This is a genomic window from Streptomyces galbus (genome assembly GCF_005280195.1).
GTDB lineage: Bacteria > Actinomycetota > Actinomycetes > Streptomycetales > Streptomycetaceae > Streptomyces > Streptomyces galbus.
In genome coordinates, this window is record NZ_SZPR01000010.1 from 68350 (window position 1) to 90055 (window position 21706).

22 protein-coding genes and 1 pseudogene are annotated in these 21706 nt (G+C 74.4%); 9 read left to right on the forward strand and 14 right to left on the reverse strand.

The window, feature by feature from the left end:
* Positions 1 to 4: 4 nt before the first annotated feature.
* The 3 genes from E4U92_RS08575 to E4U92_RS08585 form a co-directional block, all read right to left on the reverse strand.
* The gene (locus E4U92_RS08575) at positions 5 to 685 is read right to left on the reverse strand and encodes a TetR/AcrR family transcriptional regulator (protein WP_137299701.1); all 681 of its coding nucleotides are present in this window, start codon (positions 683 to 685) and stop codon (positions 5 to 7) included.
* Positions 682 to 2166, reverse strand: a complete 1485-nt coding sequence (locus E4U92_RS08580) for an MFS transporter (protein WP_137299702.1) — start codon at positions 2164 to 2166, stop codon at positions 682 to 684. Before E4U92_RS08580 ends, E4U92_RS08575 begins: the two co-directional genes overlap by 4 nt.
* 133 nt (positions 2167 to 2299) lie before the next feature.
* Positions 2300 to 3517 (reverse strand): FAD-dependent monooxygenase, encoded by a 1218-nt coding sequence (locus E4U92_RS08585; RefSeq protein ID WP_137299703.1) that lies wholly within the window; start codon positions 3515 to 3517, stop codon positions 2300 to 2302.
* Positions 3518 to 3835: 318 nt separating this feature from the next.
* Between E4U92_RS08585 and melC1 the strand changes: the two genes are divergently transcribed.
* From melC1 to E4U92_RS08600, 3 genes are all read left to right on the forward strand, one after another.
* The gene (gene melC1, locus E4U92_RS08590; protein ID WP_137299704.1) at positions 3836 to 4255 is read left to right on the forward strand and encodes an apotyrosinase chaperone MelC1; all 420 of its coding nucleotides are present in this window, start codon (positions 3836 to 3838) and stop codon (positions 4253 to 4255) included.
* A 118-nt stretch (positions 4256 to 4373) separates the two neighbouring features.
* Positions 4374 to 5198 carry a tyrosinase MelC2 gene (gene melC2, locus E4U92_RS08595; protein WP_137299705.1) on the forward strand — a complete coding sequence of 275 codons (825 nt, stop codon included), beginning with the start codon at positions 4374 to 4376 and terminating at the stop codon, positions 5196 to 5198.
* A gap of 80 nt (positions 5199 to 5278) precedes the next feature.
* Complete coding sequence (locus tag E4U92_RS08600; protein WP_067228067.1) at positions 5279 to 5731, forward strand: SRPBCC family protein; 453 nt, start codon at positions 5279 to 5281, stop codon at positions 5729 to 5731.
* Positions 5732 to 5744: 13 nt separating this feature from the next.
* On the opposite strand, the gene E4U92_RS08605 is transcribed toward E4U92_RS08600, so the two are convergent.
* Together E4U92_RS08605 and E4U92_RS08610 are read right to left on the reverse strand one after the other, a co-directional pair.
* Positions 5745 to 6455, reverse strand: coding sequence for a ribonuclease H family protein (locus tag E4U92_RS08605; protein ID WP_137299706.1), 711 nt, complete (start codon positions 6453 to 6455; stop codon positions 5745 to 5747).
* A gap of 119 nt (positions 6456 to 6574) precedes the next feature.
* Entirely contained in the window at positions 6575 to 7381 is an 807-nt protein-coding gene (locus tag E4U92_RS08610) for a VOC family protein (protein ID WP_137299707.1), read from the reverse strand.
* A 192-nt stretch (positions 7382 to 7573) separates the two neighbouring features.
* Here E4U92_RS08610 and E4U92_RS08615 point away from each other — a divergent pair, with 192 nt between their 5' ends.
* On the forward strand, positions 7574 to 8464 hold the full coding sequence (locus tag E4U92_RS08615) for an aminoglycoside phosphotransferase family protein (protein WP_137299708.1): 891 nt from the start codon (positions 7574 to 7576) through the stop codon (positions 8462 to 8464).
* A gap of 22 nt (positions 8465 to 8486) precedes the next feature.
* On the opposite strand, the gene E4U92_RS08620 is transcribed toward E4U92_RS08615, so the two are convergent.
* On the reverse strand, positions 8487 to 8969 hold the full coding sequence (locus E4U92_RS08620) for a VOC family protein (protein WP_137299709.1): 483 nt from the start codon (positions 8967 to 8969) through the stop codon (positions 8487 to 8489).
* Between the two features lie 234 nt (positions 8970 to 9203).
* On the opposite strand from E4U92_RS08620, the gene E4U92_RS08625 reads away from it, so the two are divergent.
* Both E4U92_RS08625 and E4U92_RS08630 read left to right on the forward strand, forming a co-directional pair.
* Positions 9204 to 9857 carry an ATP-dependent Clp protease proteolytic subunit gene (locus E4U92_RS08625; protein WP_137299710.1) on the forward strand — a complete coding sequence of 218 codons (654 nt, stop codon included), beginning with the start codon at positions 9204 to 9206 and terminating at the stop codon, positions 9855 to 9857.
* A 1-nt stretch (position 9858) separates the two neighbouring features.
* Positions 9859 to 10461 (forward strand): ClpP family protease, encoded by a 603-nt coding sequence (locus E4U92_RS08630; protein WP_137299711.1) that lies wholly within the window; start codon positions 9859 to 9861, stop codon positions 10459 to 10461.
* A 69-nt stretch (positions 10462 to 10530) separates the two neighbouring features.
* Here the strand turns inward: E4U92_RS08630 and E4U92_RS08635 are convergent, their stop codons facing one another.
* The 3 genes and pseudogenes from E4U92_RS08635 to E4U92_RS08645 form a co-directional block, all read right to left on the reverse strand.
* Positions 10531 to 10908 carry a helix-turn-helix domain-containing protein gene (locus tag E4U92_RS08635; protein WP_137299712.1) on the reverse strand — a complete coding sequence of 126 codons (378 nt, stop codon included), beginning with the start codon at positions 10906 to 10908 and terminating at the stop codon, positions 10531 to 10533.
* A 141-nt stretch (positions 10909 to 11049) separates the two neighbouring features.
* Positions 11050 to 11499 (reverse strand): annotated as a pseudogene (locus tag E4U92_RS08640) (ATP-binding protein); the annotation flags it as partial.
* A gap of 152 nt (positions 11500 to 11651) precedes the next feature.
* A complete protein-coding gene (locus tag E4U92_RS08645) occupies positions 11652 to 12875 on the reverse strand; it encodes a DUF6777 domain-containing protein (RefSeq protein ID WP_137299713.1) in 1224 nt (407 codons plus the stop codon).
* 278 nt (positions 12876 to 13153) lie between these two features.
* On the opposite strand from E4U92_RS08645, the gene E4U92_RS08650 reads away from it, so the two are divergent.
* The gene (locus E4U92_RS08650) at positions 13154 to 14344 is read left to right on the forward strand and encodes a streptophobe family protein (protein ID WP_229862517.1); all 1191 of its coding nucleotides are present in this window, start codon (positions 13154 to 13156) and stop codon (positions 14342 to 14344) included.
* On the opposite strand, the gene E4U92_RS08655 is transcribed toward E4U92_RS08650, so the two are convergent.
* The 4 genes from E4U92_RS08655 to E4U92_RS08670 form a co-directional block, all read right to left on the reverse strand.
* Entirely contained in the window at positions 14335 to 15321 is a 987-nt protein-coding gene (locus E4U92_RS08655; RefSeq protein WP_137299715.1) for a serine/threonine-protein kinase, read from the reverse strand. The genes E4U92_RS08650 and E4U92_RS08655 overlap by 10 nt on opposite strands.
* A gap of 85 nt (positions 15322 to 15406) precedes the next feature.
* Positions 15407 to 15955 (reverse strand): SH3 domain-containing protein, encoded by a 549-nt coding sequence (locus tag E4U92_RS08660; protein WP_137300127.1) that lies wholly within the window; start codon positions 15953 to 15955, stop codon positions 15407 to 15409.
* 15 nt (positions 15956 to 15970) lie between these two features.
* Positions 15971 to 18310 (reverse strand): ABC transporter ATP-binding protein/permease, encoded by a 2340-nt coding sequence (locus tag E4U92_RS08665; RefSeq protein WP_137299716.1) that lies wholly within the window; start codon positions 18308 to 18310, stop codon positions 15971 to 15973.
* Positions 18311 to 18414: 104 nt separating this feature from the next.
* Positions 18415 to 18825, reverse strand: coding sequence for a hypothetical protein (locus tag E4U92_RS08670; protein ID WP_137299717.1), 411 nt, complete (start codon positions 18823 to 18825; stop codon positions 18415 to 18417).
* 303 nt (positions 18826 to 19128) lie between these two features.
* On the opposite strand from E4U92_RS08670, the gene E4U92_RS08675 reads away from it, so the two are divergent.
* Positions 19129 to 19542, forward strand: a complete 414-nt coding sequence (locus tag E4U92_RS08675) for a nuclear transport factor 2 family protein (RefSeq protein WP_137299718.1) — start codon at positions 19129 to 19131, stop codon at positions 19540 to 19542.
* Between the two features lie 96 nt (positions 19543 to 19638).
* Here the strand turns inward: E4U92_RS08675 and mgrA are convergent, their stop codons facing one another.
* The gene (gene mgrA, locus E4U92_RS08680; RefSeq protein ID WP_137299719.1) at positions 19639 to 20631 is read right to left on the reverse strand and encodes an L-glyceraldehyde 3-phosphate reductase; all 993 of its coding nucleotides are present in this window, start codon (positions 20629 to 20631) and stop codon (positions 19639 to 19641) included.
* Positions 20632 to 20746: 115 nt separating this feature from the next.
* Between mgrA and E4U92_RS08685 the strand changes: the two genes are divergently transcribed.
* The gene (locus E4U92_RS08685; RefSeq protein WP_137299720.1) at positions 20747 to 21628 is read left to right on the forward strand and encodes a LysR family transcriptional regulator; all 882 of its coding nucleotides are present in this window, start codon (positions 20747 to 20749) and stop codon (positions 21626 to 21628) included.
* The last annotated feature ends 78 nt before the right edge of the window (positions 21629 to 21706 follow it).

Here is a 21706-nt window from a genome sequence, read left to right on the forward strand (position 1 = left end):
TCTGTCACCCGCGGGGCGGCGGCGCGGCACCGGCCGGTCCGCCCGCGGGGTCGCCCGTGAGGTGGGCCTGCACCGTCGGGCCGTAGCGGTCGACGATCGCCTCGGTCGGCAGGGCGCGCAGCGCGTCGCCGCGGGCGAGGCCGTACATCACGCCGAGACCGAGGACGGCGGCCACGGCGAGTTCGGCGCGTACGGCCGCGTCGGCGCCGTCGAGCCGGGCGGCGAGGCGCTCGGTGACCTGGGTGCGGAAGTTGGCGCGCAGGATGTCGCCCTGCTGGCCGTGGAGCGGGGCGAAGGCGATGCGCAGCAGCGGGTCGGCGCCGCGCTCGCGCTGGCTCGACACGACGTGCCGCACCATGTGCCGGCCGAGCTCCGCCACGGGCGCGTCCAGGAGCGCGTCGGCGTCGGTGTCGAACGACATCACCCGGGCGAACAGGGCGTCCTTGTTGCCGAAGTACTTCAGGACCAGCGGCGGGCTCACCCCGGCCCGCTCGGCGACCGCCTTGAGCGTGATGTCGGCGTGGGCGTGCCGGGCCAGGAGGTAGCGGGCGGCGCGCAGGATGGCCGCCTTGGTGGCCTCGGCGTCCCGGCGGCCGGCACCGGGAGGGGACGCGGGGGCCGGGGCGCCGGGCGCGGCGGGGTCGCCCTCTCGCGCGGTGGGGGGTGGAGTGCTCACGGCACTCATGCTCCCTCCCGCGCCTGTTCCACGGCGGCCGGGGTGGCGCTCCGCCTGCCGCGGGTCTCCTCGGGCCGCGCGTCGCCGGGGATGGTCAGCGCCACCGCGGCGGCGACCAGGGCGACGGCGCCCGCGATGCCGAACGCGAGCAGGTAGCCGTGCAGGGTCGGCACCGGCAGTCCGCCGACGGGGCTGGTGTGGTGGACGAGCACCGCCGCGACGACGGCGCTGGACGCGGCCTGGCCGATGGTGCGCAGCAGCACGTTGACGCCGTTGGCGGAGGCGGTCTGACCGGCCGGGACGGCCTTGAGGATCAGGGACGGCAGGGCCGAGTAGGCCAGTGAGGTGCCCATGGCGACGACGGTCGCCCCGGCGATGACCATCGCCAGGTCGCGGCTGTCGGCGATGCGCACCGCGTACCCGGCCGCGATGACGGCCGCGCCGAGCGCGAGGGTGACGCGGGGGCCGCGCGCCGCGGAGATGCGGGCGGACAGCGGGGCGAGCAGCAGCATGCACAGGCCGCTGGGCAGCAGGCACAGGCCGGTCTCCACGATGGACAGCCCGAGGCCGTACCCGCTGGCCTTCGGCGCCTGCACGAGCTGGGCCGTCGCCAGGGTGTTGGCGTAGAAGGCGAAGCCGGTGAACAGGGCGGCCAGGTGGGACAGGCCGACGCGCGGCCGGGACACCAGCCGCAGGTCCACCAGGGGCTGGGCGGCGCGCAGTTGCTGCCACGCCCACAGGGCGAGCACGACGACGGCCGCGACGACCAGGCCGAGGATCCGGGCGCTGGTCCAGCCCCACTGGCCGCCCTGGGACACGGCGAGGAGCAGGCAGATCAGTCCGGCGGCCAGCCCGAGGGCACCGGTGACGTCGAAGCGGCCGGGCTCGCGCACGGGCGACTCGGGCACCGCCCAGCGGATGAGGGCGACGCCGGAGGCGCCGAGCGCGGCGGTCATCCAGAACATCACGTGCCAGTTGCTGTACTGCACCACGACGGCCGCTGCGGGCAGTCCGAGAGCGGCGCCGATGCCTACGGTGGAGCTCATCATGGCGACGGCGGAGCCCCGGCGCTCGGGGGGCAGTTCGTCGCGCAGGATGCTGATGGACAGCGGGACGACGGAGGCGGCCGCGCCCTGCAGGGTGCGCGCGGCGATCAGCACGCCGATGTCCGAGGTGAGCGCGCAGGTGACCGAGCCGGCGGTCATCAGCGCGAAGGAGGCGAGCAGCACGCGCCGCTTGCCGTACATGTCGCCGGCGCGGCCGAGGACCGGGGTGAGGACCGCGGCCGACAGGAGCTGGGCGGTGACCATCCAGGAGACCGTCGCGGCCGTCGAACCGGTCAGTCTCGGCAGGTCCGGCAGCAGCGGCACGACGACCGTCTGCATGACGGCCATGAGGGTGCCGCAGTAGGCCAGCACCGGGACGGTGAGCCGGGCGCGCAGCCCGCCGGCGTGGGCGGACGGGGCGGATATCGGGGCGGGCGACGCCATGCGCACTCCAGCGGCCGGGGCGAGAGGACCATCAGGTGAATGGTAATTCACCAGGGTTTTCACCTTATCGGTGAATCGCCATTCACCCAAGCGGCCGCAGGTGGCGGCCGGGGCCTCGGCCCGCGGGCCTCGGCTACTCGCGGGAGGCGAGCGACCTGGACTGGGCGGTGCGGGCGAGCCGGGGGCCCAGCCAGCGCTTCAGGCGGCGCAGGGCCTCGAGCTGCCCGGCGGCCCGGTCGAGGCGGTAGTAGAGCTGGGGCGGGACGTAGGGCAGCAGCGGCGAGTGGCGCTGGCCGAGCAGGGCGAACATCTGCTCCGGCGGGAGGTCGATGTAGCGGGTCAGGTTCTCGTACCACTGCGCGCTGTGCCGGGCCGCGCTCTGGGCGGGCAGCAGGGCGGCCTTGCGGACGTGCTCGTAGGCGGCGAGCGCCCGGGGCAGTTCGGAGTGCGTGCGCAGCGCGTCGGCCAGCGCCATGGCGTCCTCCAGGGCGAGCGTGGTGCCGGCGCCGATGGAGTAGTGGGTGGTGTGGGCGGCGTCGCCGAGCAGGACCAGGTTGCCGTGGTGCCAGGTGCGGTTGGTCAGGGTGCGGAAGGTCAGCCACTGGGCGGTGCCGCCGCCCGAGGAGCGGCCGATCAGGGGCCGGCCGTCGAGGACGTGCGCGAACAGCTTCTCCAGGGTGGCGAGCCCCTCGGCCTCGTCGGCCCGGTCGAGGCCGAGGCCGGTGAAGGTCTCGGGGGCGCACTCGATCACGCAGGTGCTCTGCTCGGGGCTGAAGCCGTAGCCGTAGCACCAGATCCAGCCGTGCCCGGTCTCCACGAAGGCGAAGGTGAAGGAGTCGAACACGTGGGGGGTGCCGAGCCAGAGGTAGCGGTTGCGGCCGGGGGTGAGACGGGCGCCGAAGCGGTCGGCGTGCGCGGTGCGCAGGGCGCTGTGGACGCCGTCCGCGGCGACCACGAGGTCGGCGTCGGGGAGGGCGTCGGGGGTGATCCCGTCCGCGTACCGCAGGTGCACGCCGAGGGAGCGGGCGCGGGCGGCGAGGATCTCCAGCAGGCGGTGGCGGCCGATGCCGTGCCCGGTGTCGCCGGGCTGCCGGGCGGCCAGGTCGCGCACGTGGGCGACGCCCTCGCTCCAGCGCACGGAGCTCTCCTCGACGGCCCGGGCGGACTCGGGGTCGTGGGCGTGGAGCTTGTCGAGCAGCTCGCGCCAGTAGGTGACGCCCCAGCCGTACGTCGAGCCCTCCGGGTCGCGTTCATGGACGGTGATCTCGTGGGCGGGGTCCTGCAGCTTGAGCAGGATCGAGAGATACAGGCCGGCGGGCCCGCCGCCGACGCAGGCGACCTTCACGCGCACCCCTTGCATTACCTGACGCGGTCGATTGATGACGCACGGTAGCAGGCGGATCGCGTCACTTTCCGCGCGTGACCCACGCCACCGGCGCCCGCGCGGCGGGCGAAAGATCATCCGGGACAGCGCTTGCGCCGGAAGGAATTGCCCCCTCCGCTCCCCCGTCGGGCCGGTGCGCGCCAAGATCATCTTCGTTCAAGGTTGTACCGGTTGTGGGTGATTGTCCTGATCGCAGCCAACCGGTTCCGGGAGATTTCTCCCGCCCTGCGCCCGGCCGGTAGGCAGACGGGGTCGCCGTTCCCACCGCACCCCAGGAGGTCCCGCATGTCCGGACTCACCCGCCGCCGCGCGCTCGGCGCCGCGGCCGCGCTCACCTCGGCCGTGGCCGTCACCGCCGCCGTCACCACCCCGGCCTCGGCCACCGGGCAGGGCCACGGCCACGACCCGTCGGCCGGCCCGGCGGCCGGCCACGACCACGGCGCGCCCGCGCCGTTCGACGAGGTCTACCGGGGCCGCCGCATACAGGGCCGGCCGGCCGACGGGGGCGGGCACCACGGCGCCCACCACGGCGCCGGATACGCCGTGTTCGTCGACGGAGCCGAGCTGCACGTGATGCGCAACGCCGACGGCACCTGGATCAGCGTGGTCAGCCACTACGACCCGGTGCCCACGCCGCGGGCCGCCGCCCGGGCCGCGGTCGACGAGCTCCAGGGCGCCCGGTTGCTGCCGTTCCCCGCCAACTGACCGCCATACCGGCCGCAGTGGCCCCGCACGAGCTGTGCGGGCCCTCCGCCGCACAGGCTCCGCACGGGCCGCGCCCGTCCACCCCGTCCGCCCCCTCCGCACCTCGGGAGCACCGCACATGACCGTCCGCAAGAACCAGGCGACCCTGACCGCCGACGAGAAGCGCCGCTTCGTCGCGGCCGTCCTGGAGCTCAAGCGCAGCGGCCGTTACGACGCCTTCGTCACGACGCACAACGCCTTCATCATGGGCGACACCGACAACGGCGAGCGCACCGGCCACCGTTCGCCGTCGTTCCTGCCGTGGCACCGCAGATTCCTGCTGGAGTTCGAGCGGGCGCTCCAGTCCGTCGACGCCTCCGTGGCGCTGCCCTACTGGGACTGGACCACCGACCGCTCCACCCGTTCCTCCCTGTGGGCACCGGACTTCCTCGGCGGCACCGGGCGCAGTCTCGACGGGCGGGTGATGGACGGCCCGTTCGCCGCCGCCACCGGCAACTGGCCCGTGTCCGTGCGGGTGGACGGCCGTACGTACCTGCGGCGGGCGCTCGGCGCCGGGGTGCGGGAGCTGCCTACCGGGTCCGAGGTGGAGTCGGTGCTGGCGATGGCGACGTACGACAGCGCGCCGTGGAACAGCGCTTCGAACGGGTTCCGCAACCACCTGGAGGGCTGGCGGGGCGTCAACCTGCACAACCGGGTCCACGTCTGGGTGGGCGGCCAGATGGGCACCGGGGTCTCCCCCAACGACCCGGTGTTCTGGCTCCATCACGCCTTCGTCGACAAGCTCTGGGCCCGGTGGCAGCGCCGGCACCCGGGCGTCGGCTACGCCCCGGCCGCCGGGACGCCGGACGTCGTCGACCTGCACGAGACGATGAAGCCCTGGAACGACACGACCCCGGCCGACCTGCTCGACCACACCCCGCACTACACCTTCGACACCGACTGACGCGCGAGGGCGGGGGGTTGGGCCGCGGCAGCTCGGGTACCCGCCCGGGACCACACACGAGACGAAGGAGGGGACGACCCATGTCACAGGTCGAGGAATCCATCGAGGTCGACGTGCCGGTGCACACCGCGTACAACCAGTGGACGCAGTTCGAGACGTTCCCCGAGTTCATGAGCGGCGTGGAGCGCATCGAACAGCGCACCGACACCCTGACGCACTGGGTGACCAGCGTGAACGGGGTGCACCGCGAGTTCGACGCGGAGATCACCGAGCAGATCCCGGACGAGCGGGTCGCGTGGACCACGGTCTCCGGCGACGCCCGTCAGGCCGGCGTGGTGACGTTCCACCGGCTCGACGACGCCCACACCAAGGTGATGCTGCAGATGCAGTTCCAGCCGGAGGGCGTCACCGAGTCCGTCGGCGACAAGCTCGGCTTCGTGAAGCGGCAGACCAAGGGCGACCTGGAGCGCTTCAAGAAGTTCATCGAGTCCCGCGGCAGCGAGACGGGCGGCTGGCGCGGCGCCGTGATCTGACCGGCGCCGCGGGTCACCCGGCGGCCGCCGTGCGGCACTCCGGGTGGCCCCAGCCCTGGTCGTTCTTGGCGATCGGCTCGCCCGCCGCGTACGCGCGGCCGCACACACAACGGCCGGGGAACTTGGCCTTGATGGTCCGCGCCGACGCCCCGCCGCCGCGCTGGCGGGCCGACGCCGCCTTGGCGGGGCGTCGCCTCGCGGCGCTCGCGGCCGGGGTGTCCGGTGACGCCGGCGGCTCCGGGGAGCCGAGGTCGCTGCCCGCGGCCTCCTGCACCCGGGCCGCCTGGCTGGCGGCGCGGTCGGCGAAGTCGTTGAGCCGGTCGCCGTCGACCTGGTGGGCCGGCACGTAGCGGAAGTCGACGGAACGGCCCTGGAGCAGCTCGTCGATGCGCACCACCAGCTCCTGGTTGGCGACCGGCTTGCCGCCGGAGGTCCGCCACCCGTTGCGCTTCCAGCCGGGCAGCCAGGTCGTGACGGCCTTCATGGCGTACTGGGAGTCCATCCGGACCTCCAGCGGCACGGCCGGGTCGGTGGCCGCCAGCAGGCGTTCCAGCGCGGTCAGTTCGGCCACGTTGTTGGTGGTCCGGCCGAGCGGCCCCGCCTCCCAGCGGTCCGGCGTCTCGGCGTCGTCGGCGACGACCCAGGCCCAGCCGGCCGGTCCGGGATTGCCCTTCGACGCCCCGTCGCAGGCGGCCACAACACGTTCAACCATGCGCACGATCATGCCATGGCCGGGCGGGTGCCCGGCCGTGCGGAGCGGGCCCGGCCGGCCCCGAACCACGAGCGGGGCCGGCCGGGCCTTGTGCGTGCCGGCCTCGGTGAACCGCTGTCGCGGGGCCGTCGCTAGGAGACCTCGGTCATCTGCGGCTTCTCGCCGGCCGCGGCCGTGACGTCGATCACCGAGAAGCTCGCGCCCTGCGGGTCGCTCAGGGCGGCGAACCGCCCGAAGGGGCTGTCCACCGGCCCGAACCGCAGCACACCGCCGAGTTCGGTGGCGCGGGCGACGGCGTCGTCGACGTCCGCGACGGTGAAGTACACGTTGACGTACGGCGGCACCTCCGGCGGGAACTCCTCGGTCATCGCCATCCGGCCGAGCACGCTGTCCTCGCCCAGATCGTAGATCCGGAAGTCCATGGCCTCGTCCTCGATCCGCTTGGTGCGGTACGGGAAGACGGCCGGGAAGAAGGCGTCCGCCTTCTCGGGCTCGCGGGTGAAGACCTCGGCCCAGCAGTAGGCGCCGGGCACCGCGGTCGCCTCGAAGCCCTCGTGCCGGCCGCCCTGCCAGATCCCGAAGACGACGCCGCCGGGGTCGCGGGCCAGGCACATGGTGCCGAAGTCACCGACCTGCATCGGCTCCATCAGCACCTCGCCGCCGTTCTCGCGGATCTTCGCCGCGGTGGCGGCGGCGTCCGGCGACGCGAGGTACAGGCACCACTGCGACTGCCCCTCCTGGCCGTCCTGCCCCGGCATCGGCGGGACGACCGCTGCGACGGCCTTGCCGTCGGCGTAGGCCTGGGTGTAGTTCCCGTACTCCGACGTCGACTCCCCGAAGGTCCAGCCCAGCACCTCACCGTAGAAGCGCTTGGCGCCCTCAAGGTCGGTGAACATCGCGTCGGCCCAGCACGGGGTTCCCTCTGGTTGCACGGCCATGGCGGCGGCCCTTCCACTGAGACGGGTGGTCCCCTTCCTCACGCTAGCCACGCCCGCCCGGGACCGCGCGCCGAGCGCCGCGGGCCGCCGCGGACGCGGGGGCGCCGCCGCCGGGCCGGGACCGCCGGACGGCTGCGGCGTACGGCGAAATCCGTTCGACAGCGCGGGAGTTGCCGGGCTGCAATGGGCCGGATGAGTGTCGTGAGGATGCGTCCCGACGAGATCGACCTGGACGCCGGCCTGGTGCGCCGGCTGGTCGCCGCGCAGTTCCCGCACTGGGCGTCCCTGCCGGTGGCGCGGGTGACGTCGTCGGGCACCGAGAACGCGATGTTCCGCCTCGGCGACGACAAGGTCGTCCGGCTGCCCCGGCACCCCGGCGCGGTCGACGGCGTGGCCCGCGAACGGCACTGGCTGGCCCGGCTGGGGCCCCTGCTCCCCGTGCCCACGCCGGCACCGCTCGCCCTCGGGGAGCCGGGCGAGGGGTTCCCGTGGCCCTGGTGCGTCTACCGCTGGCTGGACGGCCGCAACCCGGTCGCGGGCGCGCTGGAACGCCCCGAGGAGCTGGCCGCCGACCTCGGGGCGTTCGTGGCCGCGCTGCGGCGGCTCGACCCGGGCGGGGGTCCGGCGAACCACCGGGGTGTACCGCTCGCGCAGCGGGACGGCGACACCCGGGCGGCCCTCGAGCAGCTTGCGGGCCGGGTCGACACCGACGCGGTGACCGCCCGCTGGGAGGAGGCGCTGCGGGCGCCCGGGCACACCGGCGCGCCGGTGTGGGCCCACGCCGACCTCTCCCCCGGCAACGTCCTCGTCGCCGGGGGCCGGCTCGCGGCGGTCCTGGACTTCGGGTGCGTGGGCGTCGGGGATCCGGCCGTCGACCTGATCGCGGCGTGGAACCTGCTGCCCGCGTCGGCACGCGGCACCTTCCGGGCGGCGGTCGGCGCGGACGACGCCGAGTGGGCCCGGGGCCGGGGCTGGGCCCTGTCGATCTCCCTGATCCAGCTGCCGTTCTACGGGAAGACCAATCCGCCGCTGGCGGCCAACTCCCGGCACGTGATCAGCGAGATCCTGGCCGAGCCCCGGTGAGGGGGAAGCGCCGCGGGGGCGGTCACTCGCCGTCGTAGGCCCGCTGGAGGGCGGCGATGTCCAGCTTGCCCATCTTCATCATGGCGTTCATGGCGCGGGTGGCCTTCTCCCGGTCGGGTCCTGCGATCATCTCGCTGAGGACCTTCGGGGTGACCTGCCAGGACACGCCGAAGCGGTCCTTGAGCCAGCCGCAGGGGCCGGGCTTCCCGCCGCCCTCGGTGAGCTTGCTCCAGTAGTAGTCGATCTCCTCCTGGTCGTCGCAGTCGATCTGGAAGGAGACGGCCTCGTTGAACGTGAACTGGGGGCCGCCGTTGAGCGCCACGAACCGCTGGCCGTTGGCCGTGAAGTCGACCGTCAGGACGGTCCCGGCGGGCCGGGGGGCGCCCTCGGTGTAGTACGTCGTGGTGCCGGTGCTGGAGTTCTTGAAGACCGAGACGTAGAACTGCGCGGCCTCCTCGGCCTGGGTGTCGAACCAGAGACACGTGGTGAAGCCGTCGGCGGTCATGGGCTGCCTCCTGGGTGCGGGACGCGGAACGCGGTCATCTGTGTCGACCGTTCCCGGCGGCGGAACTCATCGGTCGGACGCCGGTCGCTTCCGGGGTCGCCCGGCCGGGGCGGCCGCTCTGCCGTCGGCGAATCTGCTGATGGCAGGGAAAGCCCCGCGGCGGCCGGGTCCGGGCCGAGAGTGGGGCGCACGGCGACCACCCGCCGTGTCCGACCCGCGATCCGAGGAGTTCTCATGTCCCCACGCTCCGCCGGCCCGGCGCCGGCCGCGCTGCCCCGCGCCGAGGAGGGCGACACGCCGCCCACCCGGTTCGACGACCAGCTCGCCGCCCAGCTCCTGGGCCAGCGCATCGTGCTGCTGGGCACCCAGGTCGACGAGGTCTCCGCCAACCGGGTCTGCGCCCAGCTGCTGATCCTGTCGGCGGAGGACCCGCGCACCGACATCAGCCTGTACGTCAACAGCCCGGGCGGCTCGGTCCACGCGGGCCTGGCCATCTACGACACCATGCAGCTCATCCCCAACGACGTCTCCACCCTCGCCATGGGCTTCGCCGCGAGCATGGGCCAGTTCCTGCTGAGCGTCGGCACGCCCGGCAAGCGCTACGCGCTCCCCCACGCGCGGATCATGATGCACCAGCCGTCGGCGGGGATCGGCGGCACCACCGCGGACATCGAGATCCAGGCGGAGAACCTGGAGTTCACCAAGCGGACCATCGAGCGCATCACCGCGGAGCACACCGGGCAGAGCCCGGAGACCATCGCCCGCGACGGCGACCGCGACCGCTGGTTCACGGCCGAGGAGGCCAAGGAGTACGGCATGGTGGACCACGTCGTCACGTCGCTCGCCGACGTGCGCCCGGCGGCCACCCGACGACGGACGGGGCTGTGACATGGGGAGCTACACGATCCCGAACGTCATCGAGCGCACCCCGCAGGGCGAGCGGTCCTTCGACGTGTTCAGCCGGCTGCTGAACGAGCGCATCATCTTCCTCGGCACCGACATCGACGACGGCGTCGCCAACGTGGTGATCGCCCAGCTCCTGCACCTGGAGTCGGCGGCGCCGGAGCACGAGATCGCGATCTACATCAACTCGCCCGGCGGCTCGTTCACTTCGCTCATGGCGATCTACGACACGATGACGTTCGTGCAGGCGCCGATCTCCACGTTCTGCGTCGGGCAGGCGGCCTCGACGGCGGCCGTGCTGCTGGCCGGCGGTGATCCCGGGCGGCGGTTCGTGCTGGAGCACGCGCGCGTGCTGCTGGGCCAGCCCGCCAGCGGCGGCAGCCGGGGCACGGTCGCCGACCTCTCCCTGCAGGCCAAGGAGATGGTGCGGATCCGCGCGCAGGTCGAGGAGGTGCTGTCCCGGCACACCCACCACGACGTGGCGACGCTGCGCGCCGACATGGACCGCGACAAGGTGTTCACCGCGCACGAGGCCGTCGCCTACGGGCTGGCCGACGAGGTGCTGAGCCGGCGCCTGGTGACGGTCTGATCCACCGGCCCGCCGGGAGACGCGACCGGCCGCCCGGCTCCGCTGCCGGGCGGCCGTACGGAGACACCCCTAGGCGGCCAGGCAGAGCCCGCCGTGCGGGGTCCGGGTCGCGGTGCGGCCGTGGGCCGGGCGGCGGGCGAGGTCGCCCTGCACCCGGGTGAGCAGGTCGGAGAGGCTGAGGCCGAGGGCGTGCGCGGCGGCGGCGAGGACCTCCGAGGATGCCTCCTTGCGGCCGCGCTCGACCTCCGAGAGGTAGGGCATGGAGATCCGGGCCGCGTCGGCGACGTCCTTCAGGGTGCGCTCCTGGGCCTGGCGCTCACGGCGCAGGGCGTCTCCCACCAGGTCGCGCCACAGGGGCTCCCTGGGCGGGGGTGGGCTGGTCTGCGGGCGCTCGGCAGGTCGGCGCAGCGGGATCACTCGGGCTTCGTCGGTCGCTCGGTCGGTCACCCCTTCAGCCTAGGAGCGCTCACCGTGAGGGGAAGCCCCCGACATTCCGCCCTCGGTGGAACCGGACGAATCGCCCGCCGTGGCCGGGTCGGCCACCGCGCCGGCCGTCTGCTTCGCGGTGGCGCCGTCGAGGGCGCCGCGGTCGCCGATGCGGAGCAGCGCGCGCACCCGCTTGCCGACCGGGACCCGCTCCGCGCTCACCTCGGCCGCCAGGGCGTGCACGATCTCCAAACCGTGCCGCCCGATCCGCCGCGGGTCCCTGGGGTAGCGCATGGGCAGGGCGTCGCTGCTGTCGTACACGGACACCGTGAGGGTGCTGTCGGTGCCCTCCAGCTCCAGGATGTACGGACCGTTGCTGTGCCGGTCGGCGTTGGTGACGAGTTCGCTGACGACGAGCATGACCTCGCCGCCCGTGCGGTCGTCGATGCCGGCGCACCACTCCTGCCGGAGCTGCTCGACGAAGCGCGCCGCGAAGGCGCGGGCTTCGGCGATGCAGCCGGGCTCACCCGTGTAGTGCGCGGCCCGCCGCAAGGGTTCCACGGGCACGTCGAAACCAGTCGGTATCACTGCCCCGTCCAGTTGCTCGGTCATGCTGTTCTCTCTGGGAGGCCTCACTGGCCGGATGCTGTTGCACCTGCTCTCGTACCCCGTGCCGCGGATTGCACTCCCGTGCACTCGGCGTGCCCTGCGTCACCCTCTTCGGGAGACGCAGGGCACCCGGCGGGACGTACCGTACGGCCCGGTCAGGAAGCCGGTGGCAGCAGGGCGGAGGAACCCGGGGCCTCGGGGGCCGACTGGGGTGAGCTGCCGCCGGCCGACGGGGGTTCCAGGGGCGGGGAGACGCTGGAGTCGCCGGGCTTTGGCTCGCTCGACGACGAGCCCGGCGGCGGCGGGGGCTCGGGCGGCGAGGGCGGCGAGGGCGGCTTGCTGCTCGGGGACGACGAGGACGAGCCGGGCGAGGTGGACCCGGACGTCGAGGGACTGCTGCTGGACGAGGACGGCCCGCTCGACTTGCCGGACGGGGAGACGCTCACGACGGGCGACGGGTGCGCCGGGGGCGGCGCGGGCCGGTCGTGGCCCCCGGTGTCCCCGCGCGGCCGGGCGATCCAGCCGTGGTGCTCGGGGTCGTAGAGCACGAAGACGTCGACGGTCTTGGGCGCGGGGGTCACGACGACGACGTTCGCGGGGCTGTACGAGGGCCAGGAGTCGCCGGTGGGTTTCGGGGTGGTGCTCTGCGGCACGGGCCGGGTCAGCGGGTTGCCGCAGGCGCAGCGCACGCGGGGCAGGCCGCGGGCGTCGACGAGGACGGCGGTGCCGGCCTGGAGGACGGCCTGGTAGCTGGTGGCGGCGCCGTCGCGGTAGCCGTGGTTGGTGACGCGGGTGTCCATGCGGAGCTGTACGGGGGTGAGGCCGCGCAGGTAGGCGGGGACGCCGGAGGGCGTGACACCGGCCACGGAGGCGAACGCCCTGTTCTTCGTCGCGTCGGCGCCGAGCGAGCGGATCTGCTTCTCGACGTCGCAGCTCGACAGGTGGCGGGTGCCGCCGTAGAGGCCGGCGGAGCCGCCGTCGACGCCCCGGACCGCGTTGGTGGGGGCGGTCGCCGCGGTCGGCGGGACGGAGACGGGCGCGGTGGAACTGTCCTCGGCGGTGGACTCGGTGAACGGGTCCGGTCCGGTCTTGCCCGCGGCCTGGAGGAAGACCTCGCCGCCGCCGCTGCCCGAGCCGCCGCCGGAGCGGCCGAGGACCAGGGCCGCCGCGACCGCGGCGACCACGACGGCGGTCAGCAGGGCGATGCGGGGCGCGGATCTCCACCACGGCCTGCGCGGTGGCGGGGCGCCGCCGGTGGCACCGCCCGGGAAGCCGCCGGGCGGCTGGGAGGGCGGGCCCGGAGGCGGCTGGGAGGGGCCCGACAGGGGCCCCGAGGGTGGTCCGGTGGGGCGGCCGGAGAACGGCCCTTCGGCGCTCACGACTTCTCCCGGCGTGGTCTCCTGCGGGAGAGTCCCGAGGACGCTCCGGGGGATTCACCCGCCTGCGTTCCGCATCACTCCATTGTGTGCTCCGGTGGAGCGGTGCCCGCAAGCGGGCGGGGCGCCCGGACGCCTCTCCCGGCGGGCGGGCCGGTCCGGTGCTGCCTAGCGTGGCTGGCGTGAGTCACCCCCGCTCCCCCGCACGGGCGGCCGCACGGCCCGCCGCCCGCCACGGCTGGGTCCACGCCCTCGTCACCGTCCTGGCCGCTCTGCTCGCCATGCTCGTGGTGGCCGCGCTCGGGCTGTGGGCGGCCGGCGCGGCCGACCTGCCGGACGGCGCCTTCCCGCGCGTGGTGGCGGCGACCGTCGTCACGTCCGTCGGCGGGAGCGTCTCCCTGTCCGGGAGCGCGGGCGAACTGGCGGGCAGCAGGGGCGAGCTGACGGTGATCCCGCTGTCCGTGACGCTCACGGGGGCGCTGGTGCTGGCCGCCGGCTTCCTGCGCCCGCTGCGTCACCGGGCGGTCGCCGGCGCGGGAGAGCTGGCCGGGTGGGCGCTGCGCGTCGCCGTGCTGTGGCTGCTCGGCCTGCTGGCCCTCGCCCTGGCGGCGCGGCAGACGTTCGCGGTGTCCCTGGGCCGCAGCGAGCTCGACGACCTCGGCGAGCTGTTCGGCGTCAGCCCGCGGGTCGGCTTCACCACGGACGTGCCGCTGAGCCTGTTTTTCGGGCTGGTGTGGCTCGCCGGGGTGCTCGTGCTGGCGCTGCTGGTGGCGCCCGGGGCCCCGCTGCCGGGGCGGCTGCTGCGGTTCCGGCAGACGGTGCGTCCGGCCGCGTACGCGATGGTGGCGCTGCTGCTGGCGTACGTCGCGCTGGGCGTCGTCGTCGGCGTCGTCGTGCTCTGCACCCGCGGGCATCCCGCGCAGACACTGGCGGTGATCCTGCTGGGCCTGCCGAACCTGGTGTGGCTCGCGCTCACCCTGGGGCTGGGCGCCACCTGGGAGGGGCGGGTGGACGGCCCGTTCGGGCTGCCGATGCCGCACGTGCTGGACGAGGTGCTGCGCGGCTCGGACACCGCCACCCTGAACCTGCGCACGCTCGCCGAGCACGACGGCCGGGCGTGGTGGCTCCTGGTGGTCGCGGCGGTGCTGGTGCTGACCGCCGCGTTCCTGATGGCGTCCCGCTCGCCGGAGCGGACCCGGCTGTGGCAGCACGCGTTGCACATGGCGGTGGGGCTGGTGCTGACCGTCCTGGCGGTCTGCCTGCTGGGCCGGCTGTCCGCGCACTTCGGCCTGTCGGTGCTCGGCCTCGGCGACCTGGGCGGCGGCCTGTCCGGACGGCTCTTCCTGCGGCCGCACCTGTGGACCGCCCTGGGCCTGGCCGCCCTGTGGGGGCTCGTCACGGGCTGCCTGGGCGGCCTGCTGGCACGCGGGGTCCGGCGCGGGCGGCGGCCGGACGCACCCGGTCAGGGGTAGCGGCCGACGACCGGCTGCGCCCAGCGCGGCGGGGGTCTCGGACCGTCCCGGGGCACGGGCCGGCCGGCCGGTTCGGTGAGGGGGTGGCGCCGGGCCCGGTCGCCGCGCCCGGCGGCCCGCAGCTCGGCGACGAAGGCCAGGCAGGTCTCGTGGCGGGCCTCGGGGTTCTTGGCCAGGGCCCGGCCGAACACCGCGTCGATCCCGGCGGGCAGTCCGGGCCGGGACGCGGTGGGCGGGGGCGGGTCGTCGTACTGGTGGGCCCACAGCAGGGCCATGTCGTCGTCGCGGCGGAACGGCGGGTGGCCGGTGAGGCACTCGTGGACCACGCAGGCGAAGCCGTACACGTCGCACCGCGCGTCGACCGGCTTGCCGGAGATCTGCTCCGGGGCGACGTAGTCGAGGGTGCCGACGAACTGGCCGACCGTGGTGAAGCCGGTCAGCGACAGGGACTTCTTCGTCAGGCCGAAGTCGGTGAGGTAGACGTGCTCGGGGTGGTCGCTGTCGGTGCCGCGCGCGACGAGGATGTTGCCGGGCTTGACGTCCCGGTGGACCAGGCCGTGCTCGTGGGCCGCGTCCAGTGCGGAGGCGACCTGGGCGGCGATGCGCACCGCCGTGGGCAGCGGCAGCGGGCCCTGGCGGTCCAGGAGGTGGCGCAGGTCGCTGCCCTCGACGTAGCGCATGGCGATGTAGAGCACCCCGTCGGTCTCGCCCGCCTCGAAGATCGGCACGATGTGCGGGTGGTCGATCGCGGCGGCCACCCGGGACTCGTGGGTGAAGCGCCGGCGGAAGGTGTCGTTGCGGGCGAGTTCGGGGGCGAGCAGCTTCAGCGCGACGGTGCGGTCCAGGCGCAGGTCGCGGGCCCGGTAGACCACGGCCATGCCGCCGCGGCCCAGTTCGCCCTCGATGCGGTAGCCCGCGACCTGCCGGCCGACCAGCTCGGAGGGCCGCCCGGAGAACAGGTCGGACTCGTGGCCCATCAGGGCCCCTCGGCGCGATCGGCCGTCGCGAGCCGGGCGGCCCGCCGGCGTGCCCCTGCCGCCGCCCGGTCCCCGCCGCGCGCGGTCACGGTTCCGCGTCCGGGGTGACGACGCGGGTGGGGGCGTAGCCCGGGGCGGCGGGGCGTTCGCCGGGCTCCTCGTCGGTGGCGTATGTGCTCAGCGCGGTGCCGTCGCCGTACGCCCAGCGGCCCTGGACGGCGTCGTAGAGCCAGACGGACTCGCCGTCGACGACCACGCCGATCCGCACGCCCTGGGTGCGGCGGCGGAAGTCCTCCCCGTCGAGGGTGCCGCGGGCGGCCTCCTCGACGGCGGCCCGGTAGCGGGCGAGGGCCTGTTCGGCGCGGGCGAGCAGCGGGCGCGGGTCCTCGGTGGCGGTGAGCGGACCGCCGGGGGCGGGCGGGTCCTGCGGTACGGCGATCAGGTGGCGGCCGTCGACCCAGGCGGACCAGCCGTTGGAGCACAGCACCTGGGCCCAGTCGCCGCGCCGCTGGAGGAGCTGGACCGGCAGCAGCGCGTCGAGGGGCACCGTGGGCCGGGCGGGGTCGGGTGCCTCCCAGGCGGGCATGCCGCGTCCGGGCACGACGTGCGTCGGCCGGAATCCGGGGGTCGGCAGCGTCATGGGGGCGGCCTACTTCCGCATGATCGCGGGTTCGTGGCGGCGCAGCAGCCGGGAGACGAGGAAGCCGAACAGCAGGGAGAGCACCACGAGCATCCCGACGTCGAGCAGCCAGATCGCCGCCCGGTGCTCGAACAGGGGGTCGTCGGTCAGCTTGCCGGGCACGATCCGGGCGAGGCCGAGGGTGCCGGCCATGGCGCCGAGCGCCCACCGGGCGGGCACCAGCCAGGAGAGCTGCTCCAGGACGAGCACGCCGTGCAGCTTCAACAGGGCGCCGCAGAAGACCACTTGGACGATGGCGAGCAGCACCAGCAGCGGCATGGTGACCTCCTCCTTGGTCACCAGCGCCGACACCACCAGGCCGAGCATCATCGCCGTGAACGCCAGCAGGGCGACGGCGACGGTGATCTCGACGAGCGGGGGCATCAACACGCCCTTGCCGCCGGGGGCGTCGAGGTCGACGCCGAGCAGGGCGACCAGGGTGAGGACGACGGCCTGCGCCACCGTGACCGTGCCGAGCACCACCACCTTCGACAGCAGGTACGCCGACCGGGACAGGCCCACGGCGCGCTCCCGCCGGTAGATGACGCGCTCCTTCACCAGCTCGCGCACGGCGTTGGCGGCTCCGGTCAGGACGCCGCCGACGCACAGGATCAGCAGGGCGTTCATCACGCTCTCGCGGGTGAGCGCGCTGCCGGCGAGGGCGCGGGCCATCGCGCCCATCACGAACGGCAGGGCGATCATGATGACGAGGAAGGTGCGGTCGGCGCTCAGGGCGGAGGCGTAGCGGCGCACGAGCGTGCCGAGCTGGGCGCCCCGGCTGCGCGGGCGCGGCGGCGGCAGCATGATCACCGGGCCCTCGCGGGGCAGCGGCGGCTGGGCGCTGGCGTCGACGACGTACTGCCGGCGCAGCGGCGAGGCGCGGTACTCCCCGGCCCAGTCCCGGTCCTGGTCGCGCTCGAACGCCTCGAACGCCTCGGGCCAGTGCGCGTACCCGAAGAAGCTCAGGGCGTCCTCGGGCGGGCCGTAGTAGGCGGTGCGGCCGCCGGGTGCGAGGACCAGCAGGCGGTCGCACACGTCGAGGCTGAGGACGCTGTGGGTGACCACGATGACGGTGCGTCCGTCGTCGGCGAGGCCGCGCAGCATGTGCATCACCGAGCGGTCCATCCCCGGGTCGAGGCCGGAGGTCGGCTCGTCGAGGAAGAGCAGCGAGGGCTTGGTGAGCAGTTCGAGGGCGACGCTGACGCGCTTGCGCTGGCCGCCGGAGAGGCTGTGCACGGGCTGGTCGGCGCGCTGCTCGAGGCCCAGTTCGCGGATGACCTCCTCGACCCGCGCCCGGCGTTCGGCTTTGGCGGTGTCCTGCGGGAAGCGCAGTTCGGCGGCGTAGCCGAGGGCGGCGCGCACGGTGAGCTGGGCGTGCAGGATGTCGTCCTGCGGGACCAGTCCGATGCGCTGGCGCAGCTCGGCGTAGTCGCGGTAGAGGTCGCGGCCGTCGTAGACGACGGTGCCGTGGTCGGCGGGGCGCTGTCCGGTGAGGGCGCCCAGCAGGGTCGACTTGCCGGCGCCGCTCGGCCCGACCACGGCGAGCAGGCACTTCTCGCCCACGGGGAAGGACACGTGGTCGAGGAGGGTCTTGCGGCCGCGGTCGACGGCGACGGTGAGGTCCTGCACGTCCAGGGACACCTCGCCGGTGTCGACGTACTCCTGGAGGGTGTCGCCGACCAGGCAGAACGCGGAATGGCCGATGCCGACGACGTCGCCGGCGCGGACCGGGGCGCGTTCGACCGGGCTGCCGTTGAGGTAGGTGCCGTTGTGGCTGCCCAGGTCGACGATCTCGTAGGTGCCGTCGGCCCCGGCGCGCAGTTCGGCGTGGCGGCGCGAGACCACGAGGTCGTCGATGACGAGGTCGTTGCCGGCGGCCCGGCCGATGCGCACGGTGCGGGCGGGCAGCGGCCGTACGGTGGTCGGCTGCCGGAAGGTGCCGGTCAGCTCGGGCATCGAGACGGCCGAGGGGCGTTCGGGGGGCAGCGAAGTCCGGCCGAGGAGCGTGGCGCGGGGGCCGTCGCCCGGGCTGCCGAAGCGGATCTCGCAGCCGGGTCCGACGTACCGCTCGTCGACGCGCCGGCCGTCGGCGTAGGTGCCGTTGGTGCTGTGCTCGTCCTGCAGCGTCCAGTGGTCGCCGTCGGGGCGCAGCACGGCGTGGTGCCAGGAGACGCGGGCGTCGTCGAGGACGACGTCGCTGAGCGGGTCACGGCCCACGTGGTAGGCGTGGTCCGGGATCATCACCGTGGAGCCCGACTCGGTCTCCAGGACGAGTTCGGGCGCCGTCGAGGCGACCGGCCGCTCCGCCATGCCGGAATTCTATCGATTCGTACGTCCGTGCGCCTTCCGGCGGCGGCGGGGCGACGGACGGCCGGCGACCGGTCAGCGGGCGGTCGGCGGCCGCGTCGCCGGGGTCAGGCGACCGGTACGACCAGCGCCGGGAGGGTGCGCTGCATGCGCAGCGCGTCGACCGACTCGGCGAGCAGCTCGTACTCGGTGGTGTCGTCGCTGGCGGCGATCCGCACCAGGCGCCCGCCGGCGAGCTCGTCGGCCACCAGCTCCTGCCGGGCCACGTCCGCGCACCAGGCCCGCAGGACGCCCGGCACGTCGGGAACCGTGTCCGCGACCGGCACCAGGGCGTACGGGGGGATGTGCTCGCTGTCCGGGCTGGGGTCGAGCCGTTCGGCGATCCAGGAGGCCCGGTCCCGCAGCCACCACAGGGCGAGGGCGAGCGTCGGCGCCCGGTAGGTGCCGAGCGGTACGCCGATACGGCGTCCGTCGCACCAGCCGTACGCGGTGACATGGCACAGGAATTCGTCGTGCACGTCTCACTCCCCCGTCCGTCGTCTGCCGGCTGGGCCTCGCTTTCCGTGCGGCTCCCGAGGCTGAACTGCCCCTACAGCCGAGTATGTTCACGACTGAAACACTGTCACCACGCTTTTCCGGCCAGTCTGTTGGCATATTCCGGGCCGCCGCTGGCCGAAATCCGCCACCCCCGCGCGACGGCCATGACCTGTGGGGTAATCGACCCCGTCGCGGCCCGGCGGGCACAGTGGTCGCACCGGGTCGGGAACGACTCCGAACCGGTTCCCGACCAGCAGCGACGACCTCACAGGGGGCTGATTCCCATGTCCGCGACCGACCGCCACGACACCGACCACCGCACGGACGCGGACCGCTACGAGGAAGCCGTCGGCCGCTACTTCGAGGCGTGGAACGCCCGCGAGCCTCAGGCCCTCGCCCGGGCCGTGGCGGCCGCCTGGGCCGTCGACGGGACCTACACCGACCCGCTGGCCGACGTCCGGGGGCACGAGCAGATCGGCGCGGCCGTCTCGGCCGCACACGCCGCCTTCCCGGGGTTCGTCTTCCGGCTCAGCGGGGCGGTCGACGGGCACCACGACACCGCGCGGTTCTCCTGGGAGCTGGTGAGCGAGGCCGACGGCGGCGCGCCGGTCGCCGGGTCCGATGTGATCACCCTGGACGGCGAGGGCCGCATCACGTCCGTCCTCGGCTTCCTCGACCGGGTGCCCGCGACGGGCTGAGCGCCCCACGACGCTCGCGGGGGCCCGCACGGGGCGGGCCCCCGCGAGCGGAGGACGGGGGCGCGGGCGACCGGACGGTGCCCGCGCCGCGGCCGGTCAGCCGTTGATCACCGCGTCGATCCGGGCGAGCTCCTCCGGCTCGAAGTCCAGGTTGGCCAGGGCGCCCACGCTGTCCTCGAGCTGGCGGGCGCTGCTCGCGCCGACCAGCGCGGAGGTGACCCGGCCGCCGCGCAGCACCCAGGCCAGGGCGAGCTGGGCCAGCGACTGGCCGCGGGCCTTGGCGAGGTCGTCCAGGGCGCGGAGCCTGGCCACCAGGTCCTCGGTCAGGGCGTCCGAGTTCAGGAACGGGCTGTCGCTCGCCGCGCGCGAGTCCTCGGGGATGCCGTCGAGGTAGCGGGCGGTGAGCACGCCCTGCTCCAGCGGGGAGTAGGCGATGGAGCCGACCCGCAGCTCGTCGAGGGTGTCGAGCAGGCCCTCGGTCTCGGGGCGGCGGTCGAGCATCGAGTAGCGCGGCTGGTGGATGAGCAGCGGGGTGCCCAGCTCGCCGAGGATGCGGGCGGCCTCCCTGGTCTGCTCGGCCGAGTAGTTGGAGACGCCGACGTAGAGGGCCTTGCCCTGCTGCACCGCCGAGTGCAGGGCGCCCATGGTCTCCTCCAGGGGCGTCTCGGGGTCGGGGCGGTGCGAGTAGAAGACGTCCACGTAGTCCAGGCCCAGCCGCTTCAGGCTCTGGTCCAGCGAGGACAGCACGTACTTGCGCGAGCCCCACTCGCCGTACGGGCCGGGCCACATCAGGTAGCCGGCCTTGGTGGAGATCACCAGCTCGTCGCGGTGGCGCGCGAAGTCGGTCTGCAGGAACCCGCCCAGCGCGGACTCGGCGGCGCCGGGCGGCGGGCCGTAGTTGTTCGCCAGGTCGAAGTGGGTGATGCCGAGATCGAAGGCGCGGCGCAGGATGGCCCGCTGGGTCTCGGCAGGGCGGTCCGGGCCGAAGTTGTGCCACAGGCCGAGCGACAGCGCGGGGAGCTTCAGGCCACTGCGCCCGGTGCGCCGGTAGGGCATGTCCGCGTAACGGTCGGGGTGTGGGGTGTACAACGCGACTCCATGGCTCTTCGGGGAGGGGTGGGACTGCCTACCCACTCTCGCGCGGCCTGCGGGCAGTGGTCCAACAGAAGAATCCGATGGAATTCAGCGGATAGGCTTCTCAATCATGGAACTGCGCCACCTCCAGCACTTCGTCGCGGTCGCCGAGGACCAGCACTTCACCCGGGCCGCCGAACGCCTGATGGTCTCCCAGTCGGGCCTGTCGGCGTCGATCCGCGCGCTCGAGCGGGAGCTGCGGGCGCCGCTGTTCGTGCGCACCACCCGCCGGGTGACGCTGACGGAGGCGGGGCGGGCGCTGCTCGGCGAGGCCGAGCGCATCCTGGCGCAGGTGCGCGCGGCGCACGAGGCGGTGGCCGCGGTGCAGGGCGTGCTGCGCGGGACGCTCGCGCTCGGCACCGAGCAGTGCATCGCGGGCGTGCACGTGGCGGGCCTGCTGGCCGCGTTCCGCCGGCGCCACCCGGACGTGGAGATCCGGCTGCGCCAGTACGGCTCGGGCACGCTCGCCGAGGAGGTCGCGGCCGGGCGCCTGGACCTGGCCTTCGCCTACCGCACCCAGGCCGACACCGACCAGTTGCGTTCGGCGTCGCTGACCACCGAGCCGATGTACGTGCTGTGCCACCCCGAGCACCACCTCGCGGGGGCGGCGGCGCTCACGCCGGAGGACATCGCCGGGGAGGTGTTCGTCGACTTCCACCCGGACTTCGGGCCGCGCCGCGCCACCGACGCGGCGTTCGCCGAGACGGGCGTACGGCGCACCGTCGCCCTGGAGGTCAACGACGTGCACAGCCTGCTCGACCTGGTGGACGAGAACCTCGGGATCGCCGTCGTCCCCCGCCACTTCCGGCACAAGCGGGAGGCGCTCACCGCGCTGCCGCTGAAGGGCACCGCCGAGGCGGCCTACGAGACGGTCGCGCTGCTGCCGCCGCACCGGGCCACCAGCCCGGCGGCCAGGGCCCTGATGACCCTGCTGGAGACGGGCGGCGAGTGACCCGCGGTCCAGGGGCCGGGGCCGAGGGGGCCGGGCCGAGGGGGCCGGCACCGGACGCGGGTCCGGTGTCCGGTTACC

Coding starts and splice junctions, on each gene's coding strand:
- E4U92_RS08575 (WP_137299701.1), bottom strand. CDS start 685: ATGAGTGCCGTGAGCACTCCACCCCCCACCGCGCGAGAGGGCGACCCC.
- E4U92_RS08580 (WP_137299702.1), bottom strand. CDS start 2,166: ATGGCGTCGCCCGCCCCGATATCCGCCCCGTCCGCCCACGCCGGCGGG.
- melC1 (WP_137299704.1), top strand. CDS start 3,836: ATGTCCGGACTCACCCGCCGCCGCGCGCTCGGCGCCGCGGCCGCGCTC.
- melC2 (WP_137299705.1), top strand. CDS start 4,374: ATGACCGTCCGCAAGAACCAGGCGACCCTGACCGCCGACGAGAAGCGC.
- E4U92_RS08600 (WP_067228067.1), top strand. CDS start 5,279: ATGTCACAGGTCGAGGAATCCATCGAGGTCGACGTGCCGGTGCACACC.
- E4U92_RS08605 (WP_137299706.1), bottom strand. CDS start 6,455: ATGATCGTGCGCATGGTTGAACGTGTTGTGGCCGCCTGCGACGGGGCG.
- E4U92_RS08610 (WP_137299707.1), bottom strand. CDS start 7,381: ATGGCCGTGCAACCAGAGGGAACCCCGTGCTGGGCCGACGCGATGTTC.
- E4U92_RS08615 (WP_137299708.1), top strand. CDS start 7,574: ATGAGTGTCGTGAGGATGCGTCCCGACGAGATCGACCTGGACGCCGGC.
- E4U92_RS08620 (WP_137299709.1), bottom strand. CDS start 8,969: ATGACCGCCGACGGCTTCACCACGTGTCTCTGGTTCGACACCCAGGCC.
- E4U92_RS08625 (WP_137299710.1), top strand. CDS start 9,204: ATGTCCCCACGCTCCGCCGGCCCGGCGCCGGCCGCGCTGCCCCGCGCC.
- E4U92_RS08630 (WP_137299711.1), top strand. CDS start 9,859: ATGGGGAGCTACACGATCCCGAACGTCATCGAGCGCACCCCGCAGGGC.
- E4U92_RS08650 (WP_229862517.1), top strand. CDS start 13,154: ATGCTCGTGGTGGCCGCGCTCGGGCTGTGGGCGGCCGGCGCGGCCGAC.
- E4U92_RS08655 (WP_137299715.1), bottom strand. CDS start 15,321: ATGGGCCACGAGTCCGACCTGTTCTCCGGGCGGCCCTCCGAGCTGGTC.
- E4U92_RS08665 (WP_137299716.1), bottom strand. CDS start 18,310: ATGGCGGAGCGGCCGGTCGCCTCGACGGCGCCCGAACTCGTCCTGGAG.
- E4U92_RS08675 (WP_137299718.1), top strand. CDS start 19,129: ATGTCCGCGACCGACCGCCACGACACCGACCACCGCACGGACGCGGAC.
- E4U92_RS08685 (WP_137299720.1), top strand. CDS start 20,747: ATGGAACTGCGCCACCTCCAGCACTTCGTCGCGGTCGCCGAGGACCAG.